This window comes from Allobosea sp. BH3, assembly GCF_025499465.1.
Taxonomy (GTDB): Bacteria; Pseudomonadota; Alphaproteobacteria; order Rhizobiales; family Beijerinckiaceae; genus Allobosea.
In genome coordinates this window covers 176669-192820 of sequence record NZ_JAIMCA010000002.1, presented here as the reverse complement: position 1 = coordinate 192820, position 16152 = coordinate 176669, and the positions used below count along the sequence as shown (strand labels likewise).

General features: G+C 66.9%; 13 protein-coding genes. 2 read left to right on the top strand and 11 right to left on the bottom strand.

What is annotated here, in order from left to right:
* Positions 1-5 precede the first annotated feature (5 nt).
* The 5 genes from BoBH3_RS05915 to BoBH3_RS05895 all read right to left on the bottom strand — a co-directional run bounded on the left by BoBH3_RS05915 (position 6) and on the right by BoBH3_RS05895 (position 5730).
* Entirely contained in the window at positions 6-1511 is a 1506-nt protein-coding gene (locus BoBH3_RS05915; RefSeq protein WP_262329846.1) for an ABC transporter substrate-binding protein, read from the bottom strand.
* A gap of 85 nt (positions 1512-1596) precedes the next feature.
* The gene (locus BoBH3_RS05910) at positions 1597-3108 is read right to left on the bottom strand and encodes an ABC transporter substrate-binding protein (protein ID WP_262329845.1); all 1512 of its coding nucleotides are present in this window, start codon (positions 3106-3108) and stop codon (positions 1597-1599) included.
* The gene (locus BoBH3_RS05905; RefSeq protein WP_262329844.1) at positions 3105-3884 is read right to left on the bottom strand and encodes a GntR family transcriptional regulator; all 780 of its coding nucleotides are present in this window, start codon (positions 3882-3884) and stop codon (positions 3105-3107) included. The genes BoBH3_RS05910 and BoBH3_RS05905 overlap by 4 nt, the downstream gene beginning before the upstream one ends.
* 162 nt (positions 3885-4046) lie before the next feature.
* Positions 4047-5069: an LLM class flavin-dependent oxidoreductase gene (locus BoBH3_RS05900; RefSeq protein ID WP_262329843.1), complete on the bottom strand. Its 1023-nt coding sequence runs from the start codon at positions 5067-5069 to the stop codon at positions 4047-4049.
* 211 nt (positions 5070-5280) lie between these two features.
* Positions 5281-5730, bottom strand: coding sequence for a GNAT family N-acetyltransferase (locus BoBH3_RS05895; protein ID WP_262329842.1), 450 nt, complete (start codon positions 5728-5730; stop codon positions 5281-5283).
* Between the two features lie 163 nt (positions 5731-5893).
* On the opposite strand from BoBH3_RS05895, the gene BoBH3_RS05890 reads away from it, so the two are divergent.
* Positions 5894-7078, top strand: a complete 1185-nt coding sequence (locus tag BoBH3_RS05890; RefSeq protein WP_262329841.1) for a MalY/PatB family protein — start codon at positions 5894-5896, stop codon at positions 7076-7078.
* Between the two features lie 100 nt (positions 7079-7178).
* On the opposite strand, the gene BoBH3_RS05885 is transcribed toward BoBH3_RS05890, so the two are convergent.
* On the bottom strand, positions 7179-7664 hold the full coding sequence (locus BoBH3_RS05885; RefSeq protein ID WP_262329840.1) for a peroxiredoxin: 486 nt from the start codon (positions 7662-7664) through the stop codon (positions 7179-7181).
* A 161-nt stretch (positions 7665-7825) separates the two neighbouring features.
* Positions 7826-8704 (bottom strand): protein-disulfide reductase DsbD domain-containing protein, encoded by an 879-nt coding sequence (locus BoBH3_RS05880; RefSeq protein WP_262329839.1) that lies wholly within the window; start codon positions 8702-8704, stop codon positions 7826-7828.
* A gap of 289 nt (positions 8705-8993) precedes the next feature.
* Between BoBH3_RS05880 and BoBH3_RS05875 the strand changes: the two genes are divergently transcribed.
* Positions 8994-9605, top strand: coding sequence for a YqgE/AlgH family protein (locus BoBH3_RS05875; protein ID WP_262329838.1), 612 nt, complete (start codon positions 8994-8996; stop codon positions 9603-9605).
* A gap of 113 nt (positions 9606-9718) precedes the next feature.
* On the opposite strand, the gene BoBH3_RS05870 is transcribed toward BoBH3_RS05875, so the two are convergent.
* The 4 genes from BoBH3_RS05870 to thrC are packed head-to-tail and all read right to left on the bottom strand — an operon-like array spanning position 9719 to position 16084.
* Positions 9719-12676, bottom strand: a complete 2958-nt coding sequence (locus BoBH3_RS05870; RefSeq protein WP_410050564.1) for an EAL domain-containing protein — start codon at positions 12674-12676, stop codon at positions 9719-9721.
* Positions 12677-12735: 59 nt separating this feature from the next.
* Positions 12736-13335 carry a GNAT family N-acetyltransferase gene (locus tag BoBH3_RS05865; RefSeq protein ID WP_262329837.1) on the bottom strand — a complete coding sequence of 200 codons (600 nt, stop codon included), beginning with the start codon at positions 13333-13335 and terminating at the stop codon, positions 12736-12738.
* A gap of 5 nt (positions 13336-13340) precedes the next feature.
* The gene (locus BoBH3_RS05860; protein ID WP_262329836.1) at positions 13341-14672 is read right to left on the bottom strand and encodes a M16 family metallopeptidase; all 1332 of its coding nucleotides are present in this window, start codon (positions 14670-14672) and stop codon (positions 13341-13343) included.
* The gene (gene thrC / locus BoBH3_RS05855; RefSeq protein WP_262329835.1) at positions 14669-16084 is read right to left on the bottom strand and encodes a threonine synthase; all 1416 of its coding nucleotides are present in this window, start codon (positions 16082-16084) and stop codon (positions 14669-14671) included. Before thrC ends, BoBH3_RS05860 begins: the two co-directional genes overlap by 4 nt.
* Between the last annotated feature and the right edge of the window lie 68 nt (positions 16085-16152).

The window sequence follows — 16152 nt, the reverse complement described above, 5'->3', positions numbered from 1 at the left end:
CTGGCTCAGTCCTTCCAGCTCATGCGGTTGACGAAGATGCTTTCGTTGGGCGTCGGCGTCCAGACGAGGTTCTTCGACGTGCCGTACATCTGCGCCGCCTGATAGAGCGGGATCACGAAGTGCTCGCTGGCGATGCGTTCATGTACGGTCCTGTAGGCGGCGAGGCGCTTGGCGGGATCGAGCGTCTGGCGTCCGGCCTCGAGCGCATCCTCGATCGTCTTGTCCTTGGCGTTGGCCCAGCCGCTGGCGCTGTGCAGGATCGGGAACAGCACGCCGTCGGCGTCCTGGCAGCCGCAGGACCAGCGGCTGAAGGCCATGACGGGGATGGAATCGGGGCCGCTCTGCATGCGCTTCAGCCAGGAGCCCATGTCGGTCATCTCGATTTTCACGTTGAGACCGGCATCCACCAGCATCTGCTGCAGCGCCTGCACCACGCGCTGATCGTAGACCGGCGCCGTCACCAGCGCGATCTCCTGCTTGGCCTTGGGGCCGACCTCGGCGAGCTGCGCCTTGGCCTTGGCGAGGTCGAAGGGGAGATCCTTGATGCCCTCGACGAAGCCCTCATGGGCCGGCGAGAGCATCTGGGCCAGCGGCTTCTCGGTGCCGCCGAGCACGCCGTCGGTGATCGCCTGCTTGTCGATGGCCTGGGCGATGGCGCGGCGCACGCGCGGGTCGTTCAGCGGCTCCTTCTGGACGTTCATCGCCAAATAGGCGACGCGCTCGGTCAGCACCGGCACCGGCATGGCGCGCTGCGAGGTCTTGAGCTGCGCGGCGAGATCGCCGTCGAGATTGGCGGCGAGGTCCGAGGTTCCGGCCATCAGATTGGCGACGCGTGTCGACGCGTCCGGAATGGCGCGGAAGACGACGGTCGGGAACGGCGCCTTGGTGCCCCAATAGGCGTCGTTGCGTGCCAGCGTCACCGACACGCCGCGCTGCCAGGCGCCGAACTTGTAGGGGCCGCTGCCGATCGGCGCGAGGTTGAAGGCGTCCTTGCCCATGGCCTCGACGGCCTTCTTCGGCACGATCGAGAGCTTCACGAGCTGTGCCAGCAAAGCGGGATAGGCGCCGTTAGTGGTCAACGTCACCGTCTTGGCGTCGGTGGCGACGGCGTCGGTGATCTTGTCGAACTGGCCGAGCTGAGGGCTGGCGAACTTCGGATCGGTGATGCGCTTGACGCTGAAGACGACATCCTCGGCGGTCAGCTTCGAGCCGTCATGGAAGGTGATGTCGTCGCGCAGCTGGAACTGGATCTGCGTGTCGGAGAGCTGCTTCCACGAGCTCGCAACCTGCGGTGCGATCGCGCCCTTGTCGTCGCGGGTGACGAGATTGTCGAAGATGTTGCGGTAGACGTAGTAGCTGTCAGGGTTCCACTGGACATGCGGGTCGAGCGAGTTCGGCTCTCCCACGAGATCGATCGTCAGGCGTTCCTTGGCGGCGAAGGCCGCGCCGCCCGGCAAGGCCAGGCAGGCTGCGACCAACGCGCTTGCGAGCATTCGGCGAGTTCGCTTCATCGATTGTCTCCGCTCGTTTTTGGCGGCGGCGCGCGGTTCTCCTCCCGACGCCTGGCCATGCGGTTTCAGTGGCTGGTGCGACCGGTCAGTCGCTCCAGCTCATCCGGTTCAGGAACATGCTTTCGTTCGGCGTCGGCGTGAAATTCAGGTTCTTGGTCGCGCCATAGATCACGACGGCCTGATAGAGCGGGATCACCGGCGCCTCAGCCGCGACGATCTCGTGGACCTGCTTGTAGGCGGCGAGGCGCTTATCCTTGTCGAGGGTCTGGCGGGCTTCTTCCAGCAGGCCGTCCGTCTTCTCGTTGCGATAGGCCGACCAGCCGCTGCTCTTGTGCAGCAATGGGAAGAGCACGCCATCGGCGTCCTGGCAGGCGCAGGACCAGCGGCCGAAGCTGAGCGTCGAGGTGCCCTCGGGCCCGGCCTGCGCGCGCTTCAGATAGCTCGCCATGTCCGACATCGCGATCTTGACGGTGAGCCCGGCCTCGCCGAGCTGCTGCTGCACGGCTTGGACGATGCGCTGGTCGAAGACCGGCGCTGTCGAAAGCTCGATCTCGGCCTTCGCTGCCGGGCCTGCCTCGGCGACCAGCGCCTTCGCCTTGGCGAGGTCGTATTTCGGCCCCGGCATGCCGTCGATCCATCCGAAGATCGCGGGCGTCAGCAACTGCCCGACCGGCTTGTCGAAGCCGCCGAGCAGGCCCTCGACCAGCCCTTCCTTGTCGATGGCGAGCGCCGCCGCCTGGCGGACCTTGACGTTGTCGAAGGGCGGCTTGGTGGTGTTAAGGCGCAGATAGGCGACGCGCTCGGTCAGGCCGGTCAGAGGCTTGGCCTTCGCCGCGGATTTCAGCTGTGCCGCCTGATCGCTGTCGAGCGTCACGGCGAGATCGCTGGTGCCGGTCTGGAGGTTCGCGAGGCGGGTCGCGCTGTCCGGCACGGCCCGGAAGACGACGCTCGGGAACGGACCCTTCGTGCCCCAATACGCGTCGTTGCGGGAAAGCGTCACCGCGACGCCGCGCTGCCAGCTCTCGAACTTGTAGGGCCCGCTGCCGACCGGCTTCAGGTTGAAGGCATCCTTGCCCACCGCCTCGACGATCGCCTTGGGGACGATCGAGAGCTTGACGAGCTGCGCCAGCAAGGCGGGATAGGCCCCGCTGGTCGTCAGCTTGAGCTTGGTCGGCGAGAGCGCGACGGCATCGGTGATCTTGTCGAATTGCCCCAGTTGCGGGCTGCCGAAGCTGCGATCGGTGATGCGCTTGACGCTGAAGACGACATCGTCCGCCGTCAGCTTCGAGCCGTCATGGAAGGTGATGTCGGGGCGAAGCTCGAACTCGATCTCGGTATCAGACAGGTATTTCCATGACGTCGCCACTTGCGGGACGATCTCGCCCTTGTCGTCGCGGGTGACGAGATTGTCGAAGATGTTGCGGTAGACGTAATAGCTGTCCGGGTTCCACTGAACCTGCGGATCGAGCGAGGACGGCTCGTTCACGAGGTCCACCACGAAGCGCTCTTTCGAGGCCTGGGCCGGGGCGATGCTTCCCAGAGCGAGCACCGCGGCGCAGGCGGCCGCGAGAGGATAGGTTCGCCAGGCAACTGTCATGACTGCTTCTCCTTCGACAAGGGGATCGGCCGATCGGCTGCGATGAGCGGCGATAGCGGGGCGCCACGTTTGCGGGCGGAACGAGCGTGCGGGCGTGGCGGCTGCGCCGAGATCGCGAGGAAGCCGTGGGCGACCGCATCGGCGAATTCCCGATGCTCGCGTTCGATCGCCCGCCTGGCCAGATCGGCATCGCCTGCCTTCAGCGCCGCAACGAGTTCGCCGAGGTCCGCCGGCGGGATGGCATGGCCGCTGAGATCGAGCATCCGCACGATCCGGTCCCAATGATCCCAGATGCCGCCGAGCCAGTCCCCGGCGAAGACGCCTGCGCCGGCAGCGAGCAGATTGCGCAGCTGGCGCTCGGCGGCGCGAGCGGTCGCCAGCGCTGCGAGCTCGGTCCGTCCCGATACGGATTGCACCATCCCGAGCAGCGTCACCGCCGTCGAGAGCGCGGGCTCCGACAGCCTGTGCGCCGCCAGCGACGGTTCGAGCCGGCGGCGCCCGTCGAGCACAGCCGCGATCAATGCGCCGTCGATCGGCGCGATCCGCCACCCCTGCCGCGCATGCCGGCTGACGAAGCGAGCCGCGGCGAGTTCCGTCAGCGCGACGCGAACGCTGGCACGGCCCAACCCGAAGCGCTCGGCGAGCCCCGCCTCATGGGCAAAATCGCCGGGGGCGAGTTCGCAGGTGACGATCGCCTGGCGCAGCCGCCGCGTGGCGACATCGAGCCGGGCTTCGGCGATCGGGGCAGGGGCGAATGGAGAGGCGGCGTCGAGCATGAAGCCGAGATTGGATCGCCGCGTGAGATTTCACAAGACCGTTGTAAGATTTTATGTGAGCTTCCACAGACGCGCCTGCGCTGGCGCCCGCGGACTTGTTCCGCGCAGCGCCCCGCAGTTCAGCGATGAGGTGAGGACCGGGAGGTCGAGTGCGACGTAGCCTCAGCGCCAGCCGAGCGCAGGCGCAACGTGCTTCAGGATCGCCTCGATGACATGGGCGTTGTAGTCGACGCCGAGCTGGTTCGGCACGGTGAGCAGCAGCGTGTCGGCCTCGGCCACCGCCTCGTCCTTCTTCAGCTCCTCGATCAGCTTGTCCGGCTCGGCGGCGTAGCTGCGCCCGAAGATCGCGCGGGTGTTCTCGTCGATGAAGCCGATTGAATCGTCGCTCTGGTTGCCGCGGCCGAAATAGGCGCGGTCGCGGTCGTCGACGAGCGCGAAGATGCTGCGGCTCACCGAGACGCGCGGCTCGCGCGCATGGCCCGCTTCCTTCCAGGCCTCGCGATAGGCGCGGATCTGCTTGGCCTGCTGGATGTGGAAGGCCTCGCCGGTCTCGTCGTCCTTCAGCGTCGAGCTCTGCAGGTTCATGCCGAGCTTCGCCGCCCAGACGGCCGTGGCGTTGGAGCCGGCGCCCCACCAGATGCGCTCGCGCAGCCCTTCCGAATGGGGCTCCAGCCGCAGCAGGCCGGGCGGGTTGGGGAACATCGGGCGCGGGTTCGGCTGCGCGAACCCCTGGCCCTGTAGCACGTTGAGGAACACCTCGGCATGGCCGCGGCCCATATCGGCATCGCTCTGGCCTTCGCCCGGCTCATAGCCGAAATAGCGCCAGCCATCGATGACCTGCTCCGGCGAGCCGCGGCTGATGCCGAGCTGCAGGCGCCCGCCCGCGATCAGGTCGGCCGCGCCGGCATCCTCCGCCATGTAGAGCGGGTTCTCGTAGCGCATGTCGATGACGGCGGTGCCGATCTCGATCTTGCTCGTCCTGGCGCCGATGGCGGCGAGCAGCGGGAAGGGCGAGGCGAGCTGCCGTGCGAAATGGTGCACGCGGACATAGGCGCCATCGAGCCCGAGCTGTTCGGCCGCGACGGCGAGGTCGATCGATTGCAGCAGCGCATCGCCCGCCGAGCGCGTGCCCGATTGCGGGGAGGGCGCCCAGTGCCCGAACGAGAGAAAGCCGATCTTCTTCATGTTTCCACGCCTCGCGCTCGCCCCAGGGCGATCATTAACCGCCGATATAGTGCGGTTTGCGACGAGGCGCGCATGCGCTCATGCACGCTGATCTCTGCGCCGATGCCATGGAGACGTCATGCCCGGGCTTGACCCGGGCATCTCTCGAAGGAAAGGCGCTTCTTTCGGCATGAGATTCCTGGGGTAAGCCCGGGAATGACGCGCAGTCGGCTCAACCCAGGGGCTGGCGGTAGACGATGAAGCCCGACTTGTCGGCGACCTTGTTGTAGAGTTCCTGCGCCTGCACGTTCGTCTCATGCGTCTGCCAGTAGACGCGGAAGCAGTTCTTCTCGCGCGCCATTGTGTTTACGGCCTCGATCAGCATGCGGCCGACGCCGGTGCCGCGCGACTCCGGCACGGTGAAGAGGTCCTGCAGGTAGCAGATGTTGCGCTCGCTCCAGGTGGTGCGATGGATCACCCAGTTCGTCATGCCGAGCGCCTTGCCGTCGCGCTCGGCGATGAAGCCGCCCATCGGCTCCTGCCCGCCGGTCAGCCGGCCGAAGGTGACGTCGTCGATGTCGGCAGGCAGCGTGGCTTTGTAGAAATGCAGATAGCCGTGCCAGAGCGGCAGCCAGGCGGCACGGTCGCTCGCGACGAGGGGGCGGATGGTGATGGTCGACATAGGCAGGTTCCTCCGCGGCATAAATTAGCTGCGCCGTGGCGGCATGTCTCATGACAAGCAGCGATCGGATCGATCAGCAGAATAGACTCAACGGCGGGGCTGCCGCCGCTAGAATATCCGACTTCCGTTAGCCGATTCCATCTACGCCGAGCTGCGATCTGCCATGAACAGCCTTCCGAACTTCGACGAGCGGATCGAGCGCCGCGGCACTCACTCCGCCAAATGGGATATGATGGAGCGCCTCTACGGGGTGCCGTCCGATTCCGGCATCTCCATGTGGGTTGCCGATATGGATTTCCGGCCGCCTGCCTGCGTTCAGGCTGCGCTGGAGGGCATGACCACGCACGGCATCTATGGGTATTTCGGCGACGATCGAGCCTATATCGAGGCCATCCGTTGGTGGATGTTGCATCGGCACAATTGGGACGTCGCGGCGTCCTCGATTTTCACGACCCACGGCCTCGTTAACGGTACGGCGCTGTGCGTCGATACCTTTACCCAGCCAGGCGACGGCGTCGTCCTGATGACACCGGTCTATCACGCCTTTGCGCGCGTGATTTCCTTTGCGGGTCGGAAGGTCGTCGAATGCCCCCTTGCTGTGGAAGATGGGCGCTATGTCCTCGACGTCCCGGGCTGGGACGCCCTGATGAGCGGCAACGAACGGATGCTGATCCTCTGTTCGCCGCATAACCCGGGCGGGCGCGTCTGGTCGCGCGACGAACTGCAGCAAATCGCGGCCTTCTGCGAACGCCACGATCTCATCCTCGTCTCGGACGAGATTCATCATGACCTGCTCATGCCCGGCCAGAAGCACATGGTCATGCCGCTCGCGGCACCGGAGGTCCTGGATCGGCTCGTCATGATGACGGCGACGACCAAGACCTTCAACATTGCCGGCGCGCATATCGGTAACGTCATCATTCCGGACGAGGGATTGCGGGGCCGCTTCCAGCGACGCCTGAGCGCAATGGGCATCTCCCCGAACTCTTTCGGCATGGCCATGGCGACCGCAGCTTACAGCCCTGAGGGCGCAGCCTGGGTCGATGCGCTGAAGGGCTATATCGACGGCAATCGCCGTCTCTTCGACGAAGGGGTGAATGCGATCCCGGGGCTGCGCTCGATGGCGCTCGAAGCCACCTATCTCGCTTGGGTGGACTTTGCCGGGACCGGAATGGAGGCGGCCGAGTTCACACGGCGGGTCGAGAAGCAGGCACGCATCGCGGTCAATCATGGCCCGACCTTCGGAAAGGGCGGCCAGAGCTTCCTCCGGTTCAACATAGCGACGCAGCGAGATGTCGTGCGGGAAGCCGTGGAGCGTCTGAAGAACGCCTTTGCCGATCTGCAATAGCCAGTCGGAACACTCACTGCGCCGAACGGGTCGGCCCCATGCTAATGAAAAAGCCCGCGCGGCAGCACCGCGCGGGCTTCAGAACATTGTCGTCAAAGGCTCAGAGCTGGCCGAGCATGGTCTCGGCACCGGACATGTCGGCCTTGCCGGGTGCTTCCTCGATATTGAGGGACTTCACCACGCCGTCCTCGACCAGCATCGAGTAACGCTTCGAGCGCGTGCCCATGCCGAAGCCCGAGCCGTCCATGCTGAGGCCGATCTCCTTGGCGAAATCGGCGTTGCCGTCGGAAAGGAATTCGAGGGCGCCGTCCGCGCCGCTCGCCTTCGCCCAGGCGTCCAGCACGAATACGTCGTTGGTCGAGGTCACCAGGATCGCGTCGACGCCCTTGGCCTTGATCGCGCCGGCCTTGTCCACATAGCCGGGCAGGTGATTCTTGTGGCAGGTCGGCGTGAAGGCGCCGGGCACCGCGAAGAATACGACCTTGCGGCCCTTGAACAGATCGTCCGTGGTCTTCGGCGCCGGGCCGTCGGCCGTCATGACGCGGAACGTCGCCTGAGGAAGCTTGTCACCAACCTTGATCGTCATGCGCCAGTTCTCCGTGAAGCTCGCAGCCGGGTCGAAATCCCCGGCCGCCCGGCACGGGATTAGAGCATCGGACCGAAAAGTGGAAACCACTTTTCGGAAGGACCCGATGCTGGAGCTAATGGGTGGATCGCCACTTCGCATCCGACAGGACGCGCGATGATCTACGGCTTCGTGGCGGGGATATCGAGTTCGAGCCGCGTCTCGACCGGCTTCGGCCGGCCGCGCATCGTGAAGATCAGCGGTATCTGCCCGCTCGCACCCTTCGGCCGCTCGTTGATCCGGACCTGCGCGACCAGGGTGCCGTCCGCCTGCGGCGTCATCCGGGGCTTGCCGAAGGACCACATGCCCGGCCCCTCGACGAAGATGTCGTCGACCTTGCCCTCGGGCGGGACCTGCAGCGTCAGCCGCAATCCGGGATCGACCACCGTGTCGTCGAGCTTTGCCTCGACAACCGAGGCCTTTTCCTTATGGGTGCCGGGCTTCACAGCCACCGGCACCTTGGCCTCGAAGCTTTCCAGCCGCGGAGAGGTCACGGTCGTGACGCCGGGCTCCAGCCACAGGCTGGCCTCGCCCCGGGCCGGAATGCAGATCTTGTCGCAGACGGCGTATTCGAGCTTGAGCACGACCATCACCGGCTTTGCGGGATCGACCGGCTGCACCGAGACGGGGATCACCACCTCACCGACATAGCCGATGGAATAGCCCGCCGAATCCTGGAAGCGCTCCGGCACCGGCCAGCGCACGTCGAGCCCGCCGATATTGGACGAGCCGGTCCAGTCGAAAGAGGGAGGCACGCCGAACTGGCCGGGGCTGCGCCAATAGGTCTTGTAGCCCGGCGACATCACGATCTCGACGCCGATGCGCTGCTTGCCGCTCGGCAGGGTCGGGCCGGCGATCAGGCGCAGCTTGGCGTGTTCGCTTGTGGACCAGGACGAGGTCGCGGCCTCCGTGAACGCCTCCTGCGCGAGTGCGACTGTACCCGGCGCGAAAGGCGCCCAGGCGAACAGGGGTGCGGCCAGCAGGGGAAAAACTCGGTTCACCGCCTTGCCTTATCCGTTGCCAAGCCGAAATGCGAACAAAACCTGCTCCTTGCGCCAGTTCCGGCGATATCTGGAATCCCTTGCGCGGAGCAGGACCCTCGCGTGGAAATGGGGCGCAATCGCGAAGGTGGCGTGGGGCGGTCGGCCTTCCCAGCCGCCGCACGCGAATGTGATCGACGGGGCATCGCCGCCGCGCGCCGCGATGGCCGGCGGGCCTTCAAGCGCGGCTGCCGAAGCTTACCTATGGAATGCCTTGCCGATCATCCCTAACAGACTCTAGCATGCGCAGATGAAGATCGGCTCACAACCACGTCTGGGCGGCCGCAGCTATCTCGACGGGCAATGCCTGATCGCGATGCCCGGCATGGCCGACACGCGCTTCAGCCGCAGCGTGGTCTATGTCTGCGCGCATTCCGAGGATGGGGCGATGGGCATCATCGTCAACAAGCCCGCCGCGGACACGAAATTCCCGGACCTGCTGGTTCAGCTCGACGTGATTCCCTCCGATGAGGTGATCCGCCTGCCGAGCCGGGCCGAGCGCATGCAGGTGCTGCGCGGCGGCCCGGTCGAGACCAAGCGCGGCTTCGTGCTGCACACCGCGGATTTCTTCCTGGAATCGGCGACGCTGCCGATCGACGACGGCATCTGCCTCACCGCGACGCTCGACATCCTGCGCGCTATCGCTGTCGGCAGCGGGCCGGAGAATGCGGTGCTGGCGCTGGGCTATGCCGGCTGGGCGGCGGGGCAGCTCGAAGCCGAAATCCAGTCGAATGGCTGGCTGCATTGTGCTGCTGATGCCGAGCTGCTCTTCGACGAAAGCCTCGACACCAAATACCAGCGCGCGCTGGGCAAGATCGGCATCGACCCGGCCTTCCTCTCACGCGAAGCCGGGCACGCCTGAGCAGCGGGCGTCATGCGCGGGCTTGACCCGAGCATCTCTGAAACCAGTGCCCTCTTGTCCCGAGATTCGTAGGGTCGAAGCTTCGCTCCGCCCGAGAATGACGGGCGCCCTGGTCAGGCCGCTTCCGTCGCCGCAGCAGCGGCCGCACCCATCAGGCGGCGTGCTTCCGCCGCCGTCATCGGCTGGCCGAAGATGTAGCCCTGCGCGTATTGGCAGCCGAGCTGGTAGAGCTCGATCGCATCCGACTCGCTCTCCGCCCCTTCCGCCACAACGTCCATGCCGAGATCGGCGGCGAGCTGCACGATCGAGCGCAGGATCACCGGCGGGCGGCCATTGCCCATCTGGCGGACGAAGCTCTGGTCGATCTTGATCGTGTCGAAGGGGAAGCGCTGCAGATAGGAGAGCGAGGAATAGCCCGTGCCGAAATCGTCGAGCGACAGGCCGGCGCCGAGGTCGCGGATGCGCTGCAGCATCTGCGAGGCATATTCCGGGTTCTCCATCACGAGGCTCTCGGTGATCTCGAGCTTCAGCGTGCCAGGCAGCACGCGCCGGCGGCCGAGCACGGTCTTCACGTCGTGCAGCAGGTCGTGGCGCAGCAGCTGCCGGCTGGAGACATTGACGCTGGCGAAGATCGGCGGCTCCACTTCGAGCGCCGCCTGCCAGGCTTCGAGCTCGCGCGCGGTCCGGTCCATCACATAGACGCCGAGATCGACGATCAGCCCGGTTTCCTCCGCGATGGCGAGGAAGTCCTGCGGCATCAGCCGGCCTTCGCGCGGATGGTCCCAGCGTACCAGAGCCTCGAAGCCGGCGATGGTGCGATCCTCCAGCCGGACGATCGGCTGGTACATGACCTGGATCTCGCTGCGCTCGATCGCCCGGCGTAAATCGCTCTCCAGCGCCAGCCGGTCGTTGCGGTCGGTCCGCATGGCCGGCACGAAGACCTCGATCTTGTTGCCGCCCTGCCGCTTGGCATGGGCCATGGCGAGCTCGGCGTTCTTCAGCGCGTCGTCCTTGCGGGCGGCGGGAGCGGGGTCGAACAACGCAAGCCCGATCGAGGGCGTCAGTACGATCTCCCGCTCGGCATAGGTGATCGGCGTCGACACGGCGCGCCGGACCAACTCCGCCAGCGCCAGGATACGCTCCGGATCGCGCTCGGAAACGAGGATCATCGCGAAGGTGTCGCCGCCGATGCGGGCGAGCGTGTCCTGCGCCCTGAGCAGCCGCCCAAGCCGGCGCGACAGCGTCAGCAGGATCGAGTCGCCCGCCGAGAAGCCGACCGATTCGTTGACCTGCTTGAAGCGGTCGACGTCGATGACGAGCACGGTCGGGCGGATGTTGTCGTCGGCGCGGGTGAAGCCGAAGATCGCCCCCAACCGGTCCTGGAACAGCTTGCGGTTGGGCAGGCCGGTCAGGTTGTCGTGGACGGCGTCATGCAGCAGCCGCTCCTGCGCCGTGCGCTGCTCGGTGACGTCGGAGAGCGTGCCGATGACGCGGATGACCTCGCCGTCGGACCCGATGACGGGCCGCGCCTTGACGTTGAACCAGTGATAGGCGCCGTTGGCGGAGCGCAGGCGCAGGTCGAGATTGAGCTTGCCGCGCCGCTGCTCCAGCACGGCATCGAGCGTCACCCGGTAACGATCCCGGTCGGCGACATGCATGTGCTCCAGCCAGCGCGCGGCCGAGCCGTCGAGCGCGCCCTTGGGCAGGCCGAGCAGTGACTCGATCTGCGGCGAGACGAAGACCCTGTCGGAGCTGACGTCCCAGTCGAAGACAAGATCGCCCGAGCCGGAGAGCGCCAGCGCGCGCCGCTCGGTGTCCGAAACCAGCCCCTGCGAGATCGCGCCGCCCGCGAAGGCGTGCTGGATGACGGTGAAGCCGATCAGCAGCACGATCAGAACTAGCCCGCCCAGCAAGGCAGGCGCGACCAGATCGCGCTGGAACTGCCCGGTCACGGTGAAGCTCGCCGCCGTGACCCAGACCGCCAGCAGGAACCAGGTCGGGATCAGCATCAGCGCCCGCTCGTAGCCATGCGTGGCGAGATGCACGACGAGCACGAAGCCCACCGCCGCGACGGCGGCGATCGAGATGCGCGCGATGCCGGACGCCATCGGCGCATCGAAGACGGCAAGACCGATCAGGCCGATGAGCCCGAGAATCCAGATCGCGGTGACATGGCCGTAGCGCACATGCCAGCGCTGAAGGTTGAGATAGGCGAAGAGGAAGACGAGCAGGGTTGCGGCCAGCACGACCTCCGCGCCTGCCCGGTAGATCCGCTCGATCGCAGGCGTGAGCGGGAAAAGCCGCTGGAAGAAGCCGAAATCGAGACCGGCATAGGCCAGAACCGCCCAGGCGAGCGCCGCCGCCGCCGGGAAGATGACCGCGCCCTTGACCACGAAGATGATGGTCAGGAACAGCGCGAGCAGGCCGGCGATGCCGATGATGATGCCCTTGTAGAGCGTCAGCCCGTTGGTCTTCTGCCGGTAGGCTTCGGCCTCGTAGAGATAGAGCTGCGGCAGGTTCGGCGATTTGAGCTCCGCCACGAAGGTTACGGTCGTGCCGGGGTCGAGCGTGATCAGGAAGACGTCGGCATCGGGGCTGGGCTCGCGGTCGGGCGAGAGGCCCTGGCTCGCCGTCACCGCCTCGATGCGCCGGTCGCCGAGATCGGGCCAGACCACGCCGGAGCCGATCAGCCTGTGGAAGGGCGCAACCAGCAGCCGGTCGATCTGCTCGTCGGAATCGTTGGTCAGCGCGAAGACGATCCAGTCCGGCCTTGCGCCCGATTCGCGCGCCCTGACCGCGATCCGCCGGACGATGCCGTCCGGCCCCGGTGCAGTCGAGATCTGGATGACGTCGCCGTCGGATTTGTTGCGTTCGACGACATTGGTGAGGTCGATCACCGGCACATCGACCGGCACCCGCACCGCGTCGACCGCGGCAGCAGGTGTCACCGCCCCGAGGCTGAGCCACAGGGCAAGGCCGGCGACGGCAAGACCGATCCGGAGGATGCGCTCGGAAATGGACAAGCGGTGCTCGGCTGACAGACGTAAGATGATCGTTCGAATTGGAACCATCCCTACCGGCCCCTCGTGGCGAGGGCAAGGCGGAGCGGAGGCTTGGCTGGCCGCCGCGTTCACGGCCTCTCTCTGACCTGTGGATCGGTGGAGAGCGCGGCGTAGAGCAGGTGGTCGGCCCACACGCCGTTGATCTTGAGATAAGCGCGTGCCAGTCCCTCATGCTGGAAGCCGACCCGCTCCAGCAGCCGCCGCGACGGTTCGTTGTTCGGCAGGCAGGCGGCCTCGACGCGGTGCAGCGCCAGGTCCGAGAAGGCGAAGCGCACGGCGCCGCGCACGGCCTCCGTCATATGGCCCTTTCCGGCATGGCGCTTGCCCATCCAGTAGCCGAGCGTGCAGGCCTGGGCGACACCGCGCCGGATCAGCCCGAGCGTAAGCCCGCCGAGCAGCGCCTCGGAATGCGCCTCGAAGATGAAGAGCGAGTAGGCCTCGTCGGTGGCGATCTCGCGCGCCGCGCGCTTGGCGCGCAGCCGGAAGGAGTTGCGGGTGAGGTCGTCCTCGTTCCAGCTCGGCTCCCAGGGCGTCAGGAAATCGCGGCTCTCCATCCGCAGCATCGCCCAGGACGAGAAATCGCTGGCATCGGGCGCGCGCAGGAAGAGGTTCTGCGTCCGGATCAGCGGGCGGCTCGGCGGCTCGCTCGGGAAACGGAAGAGAGCCATCGCGTTCAGTCCGCCGCGCGGGCCGCCTGCCGCAGCCGCTTGGCCGGGGGCAGGCCGTGGATCGGGCCGATGGCCGCGATGGTCGGCTGGTGGCCGAGCAGCGAACGGCCGGCCGCGCGCACATCCTCGAGCGTCACCGCGTCGAGCCGCGCCGCCAACTCCTCGCGCGGGATCGCCCGGCCGAAGATCAGCACCTGCCGCGCCATCTGCTCCAGCTTGCCACCGGGGCTTTCGAGGGAGGCGAGCAGCCCCACCTTCATCTGGGCGCGGGCGCGGGCGACCTCGACCTCGCTGACATCCTCCGCCGCCTGGCGCAGGCAGCCGAGCGCGACCTCGATCAGCTCGCCGACATCCTCCGGCGCGGTGCCGGCGCCAATGCCGAACACCCCACAATCGGAGAAGGGCCAGTGGAAGGCGTCAATCGCATAGGCGAGGCCGCGCTGCTCGCGCACCTCCTGGAACAGCCGCGAGGACAGCCCGCCGCCGAGAACCGAGGCGAAAATCTGCATCGGGTAATGCGCGCCGCCCGTGAAGGGCAGGCCGGGCAGGCCGAGCACGAGATGGACCTGCTCCTCGTCGCTGCCGATGCGCGCCTCGCCGCCGCGATACTCACCGGATTCCCGCAAGGGAGGCTGGGCGGGCCTGGCGGGCAGATTCGCGAGATGCTGGCGGGCAAGCGCCACGAGTTCGTCGTGATCGACCGCGCCGGAGGCGGCGAGCACCATGTTGCCGGCATGGTAGTTCCGCGCGAGATAGGCGCGGATCGCATCCGACGTGAAGCCCTTCACGGTCTTGGCCGTGCCGAGGATCGGCCGGCCGATCGGCTGATCGGGGAAGGCCGCCTGCAGGAAACGGTCGTAGACGAGGTCGTCGGGGGTGTCCTGCACTGCCGAGATCTCCTGCAGGATCACGCCCTTCTCGCGCTTCAGCTCCTCCTCGGTCAGGGCCGGGGAGGAGAGGATGTCGGCGAGGATATCGACGGCGAGGCTGAGATCGGAGCCGAGCACGCGGGCGGTGTAGCAGGTGTATTCGACGCTGGTCGCGGCGTTGAGGTCGCCGCCGATGTTCTCGATCTCCTCGGCGATCTGCAGCGCGCTGCGCCGGGCCGTGCCCTTGAAGGCCATGTGCTCGAGCAGATGGGCGATACCGTGCTCATCCGGCAGCTCGTCGCGCGCGCCGGCGCCGATCCAGATGCCGAGCGACACTGTCGCGGCATGATCCATGCGCTGCGAGACGATGCGCAGCCCAGAGGGCAGGGTGGTCAGCGCGACGTCTGGGTCGTGTATCCCTTCCGGCCGCACCGAAGCGGCGACCTCGACCGGTCCGGTGACGTTCACGCTGCCGCCCCACGTACGGCGCGGGCATGCTCGCGCACGAAATTTTCGATTGCGGCGAGATCGTTGGGCAGGAGCGTCAGGCGCTCCTTCCGCTCCATCAGGTCGGCAAGATGCGCCGGCAGCACGGGCTCGACGCCGCTCGCAGCCTTCACCGCCGCCGGGAACTTGGCGGGATGGGCCGTTCCGAGCACGATCATGGGCGTCGCCGGGTCGTGCTTCAGCGCCTGCCGGGCCGCGCCGACGCCGATGGCGGTGTGTGGATCGAGCAGGTAACCGGCTTCGGTCCAGCTTTTCCGGATCTCGCCCGCGACCTCGTCCTCGCTCTGGGCCGCCGCATCGAACTCGCCGCGGATGCGCGCGAGCGGCTCCGGCCCGATCTCGAAGCGGCCGGACTGCGTCAGGGACTGCATCAGGCGGCGCAACGCCGCGCCGTCGCGGCCATGGGCCTCGAAAAGCAGCCGCTCGAAATTCGAGGAAATTTGGATGTCCATCGAGGGCGACGTCGTCGCCGCCACGCCGCGCATCTCGTAGACGCCCGTTTCGAGCGTGCGCGTCAGGATGTCGTTGCTGTTCGTGGCGATGACGAGCCGCTCCATCGGCAGGCCCATCTGCTTGGCCACCCAGCCGGCGAGGATGTCGCCGAAATTGCCGGTCGGAACCGAGAAGGAGACCTTCCGCCCCGGCCCGCCGAGCGCGACGGCCGAGGTGAAGTAATAGACCGCCTGAGCCGCGATACGCGCCCAGTTGATCGAGTTCACGCCGGAAAGCCCGATCTCGTCGCGGAAGGCGTGATGGTTGAACATCGCCTTCACGAGGTTCTGGCAGTCGTCGAAGGTGCCTTCGACGGCGATGGCGTGGACGTTCGGCGCATCGACCGTGGTCATCTGCCGGCGCTGCACGTCGGAGACGCGGCCCTGCGGATAGAGGATGAAGACATCGACGCTCTTCAACCCCTTGAAGGCGTCGATGGCCGCGCTGCCGGTGTCGCCTGATGTCGCGCCGACGATGGTGGCGCGCTGGCCGCGCTGGCCGAGCACATGGTCCATCAGCCGCCCGAGCAGCTGCATCGCCACGTCCTTGAAGGCGAGCGTTGGGCCGTGGAACAGCTCCAGCACGAAGAGGTTGTCGCCGATCTGCGTCAGCGGGCAGATGGCAGGGTGGCGGAAGCCGGAATAGGCCGCGCGGATCATGCCGGAGAGCGCGCCGCTCTCGATGTCGCCATCGGTGAGCGCGCCGAGCACGCGCTCGGCCACGGCCGTGTAGGGCTTGCCCGAAAAGCCTTCGATCTCGCTCGTGGAAAGCTGAGGCCAGCTCTGCGGCAGGTAAAGCCCGCCGTCACGGGCGAGCCCGGTCAGCAGGGCATCGGAAAAGCTGAGCGCCGGGGCTTCACCCCGGGTGGAGACGTGCAGCACGATCTTGGCCTCGGTGATCTTTGCCGAATGCTATAGGCCGGTCCGGCGCGTTCGGCAAAAAGGTTGAA

Bases quoted from the DNA above. Each gene is read 5' to 3' on its own strand.
- BoBH3_RS05915 (WP_262329846.1), bottom strand. From the start codon at position 1,511: ATGAAGCGAACTCGCCGAATGCTCGCAAGCGCGTTGGTCGCAGCCTGC.
- BoBH3_RS05910 (WP_262329845.1), bottom strand. From the start codon at position 3,108: ATGACAGTTGCCTGGCGAACCTATCCTCTCGCGGCCGCCTGCGCCGCG.
- BoBH3_RS05905 (WP_262329844.1), bottom strand. From the start codon at position 3,884: ATGCTCGACGCCGCCTCTCCATTCGCCCCTGCCCCGATCGCCGAAGCC.
- BoBH3_RS05900 (WP_262329843.1), bottom strand. From the start codon at position 5,069: ATGAAGAAGATCGGCTTTCTCTCGTTCGGGCACTGGGCGCCCTCCCCG.
- BoBH3_RS05895 (WP_262329842.1), bottom strand. From the start codon at position 5,730: ATGTCGACCATCACCATCCGCCCCCTCGTCGCGAGCGACCGTGCCGCC.
- BoBH3_RS05890 (WP_262329841.1), top strand. From the start codon at position 5,894: ATGAACAGCCTTCCGAACTTCGACGAGCGGATCGAGCGCCGCGGCACT.
- BoBH3_RS05885 (WP_262329840.1), bottom strand. From the start codon at position 7,664: ATGACGATCAAGGTTGGTGACAAGCTTCCTCAGGCGACGTTCCGCGTC.
- BoBH3_RS05875 (WP_262329838.1), top strand. From the start codon at position 8,994: ATGAAGATCGGCTCACAACCACGTCTGGGCGGCCGCAGCTATCTCGAC.
- BoBH3_RS05870 (WP_410050564.1), bottom strand. From the start codon at position 12,676: ATGGTTCCAATTCGAACGATCATCTTACGTCTGTCAGCCGAGCACCGC.
- BoBH3_RS05865 (WP_262329837.1), bottom strand. From the start codon at position 13,335: ATGGCTCTCTTCCGTTTCCCGAGCGAGCCGCCGAGCCGCCCGCTGATC.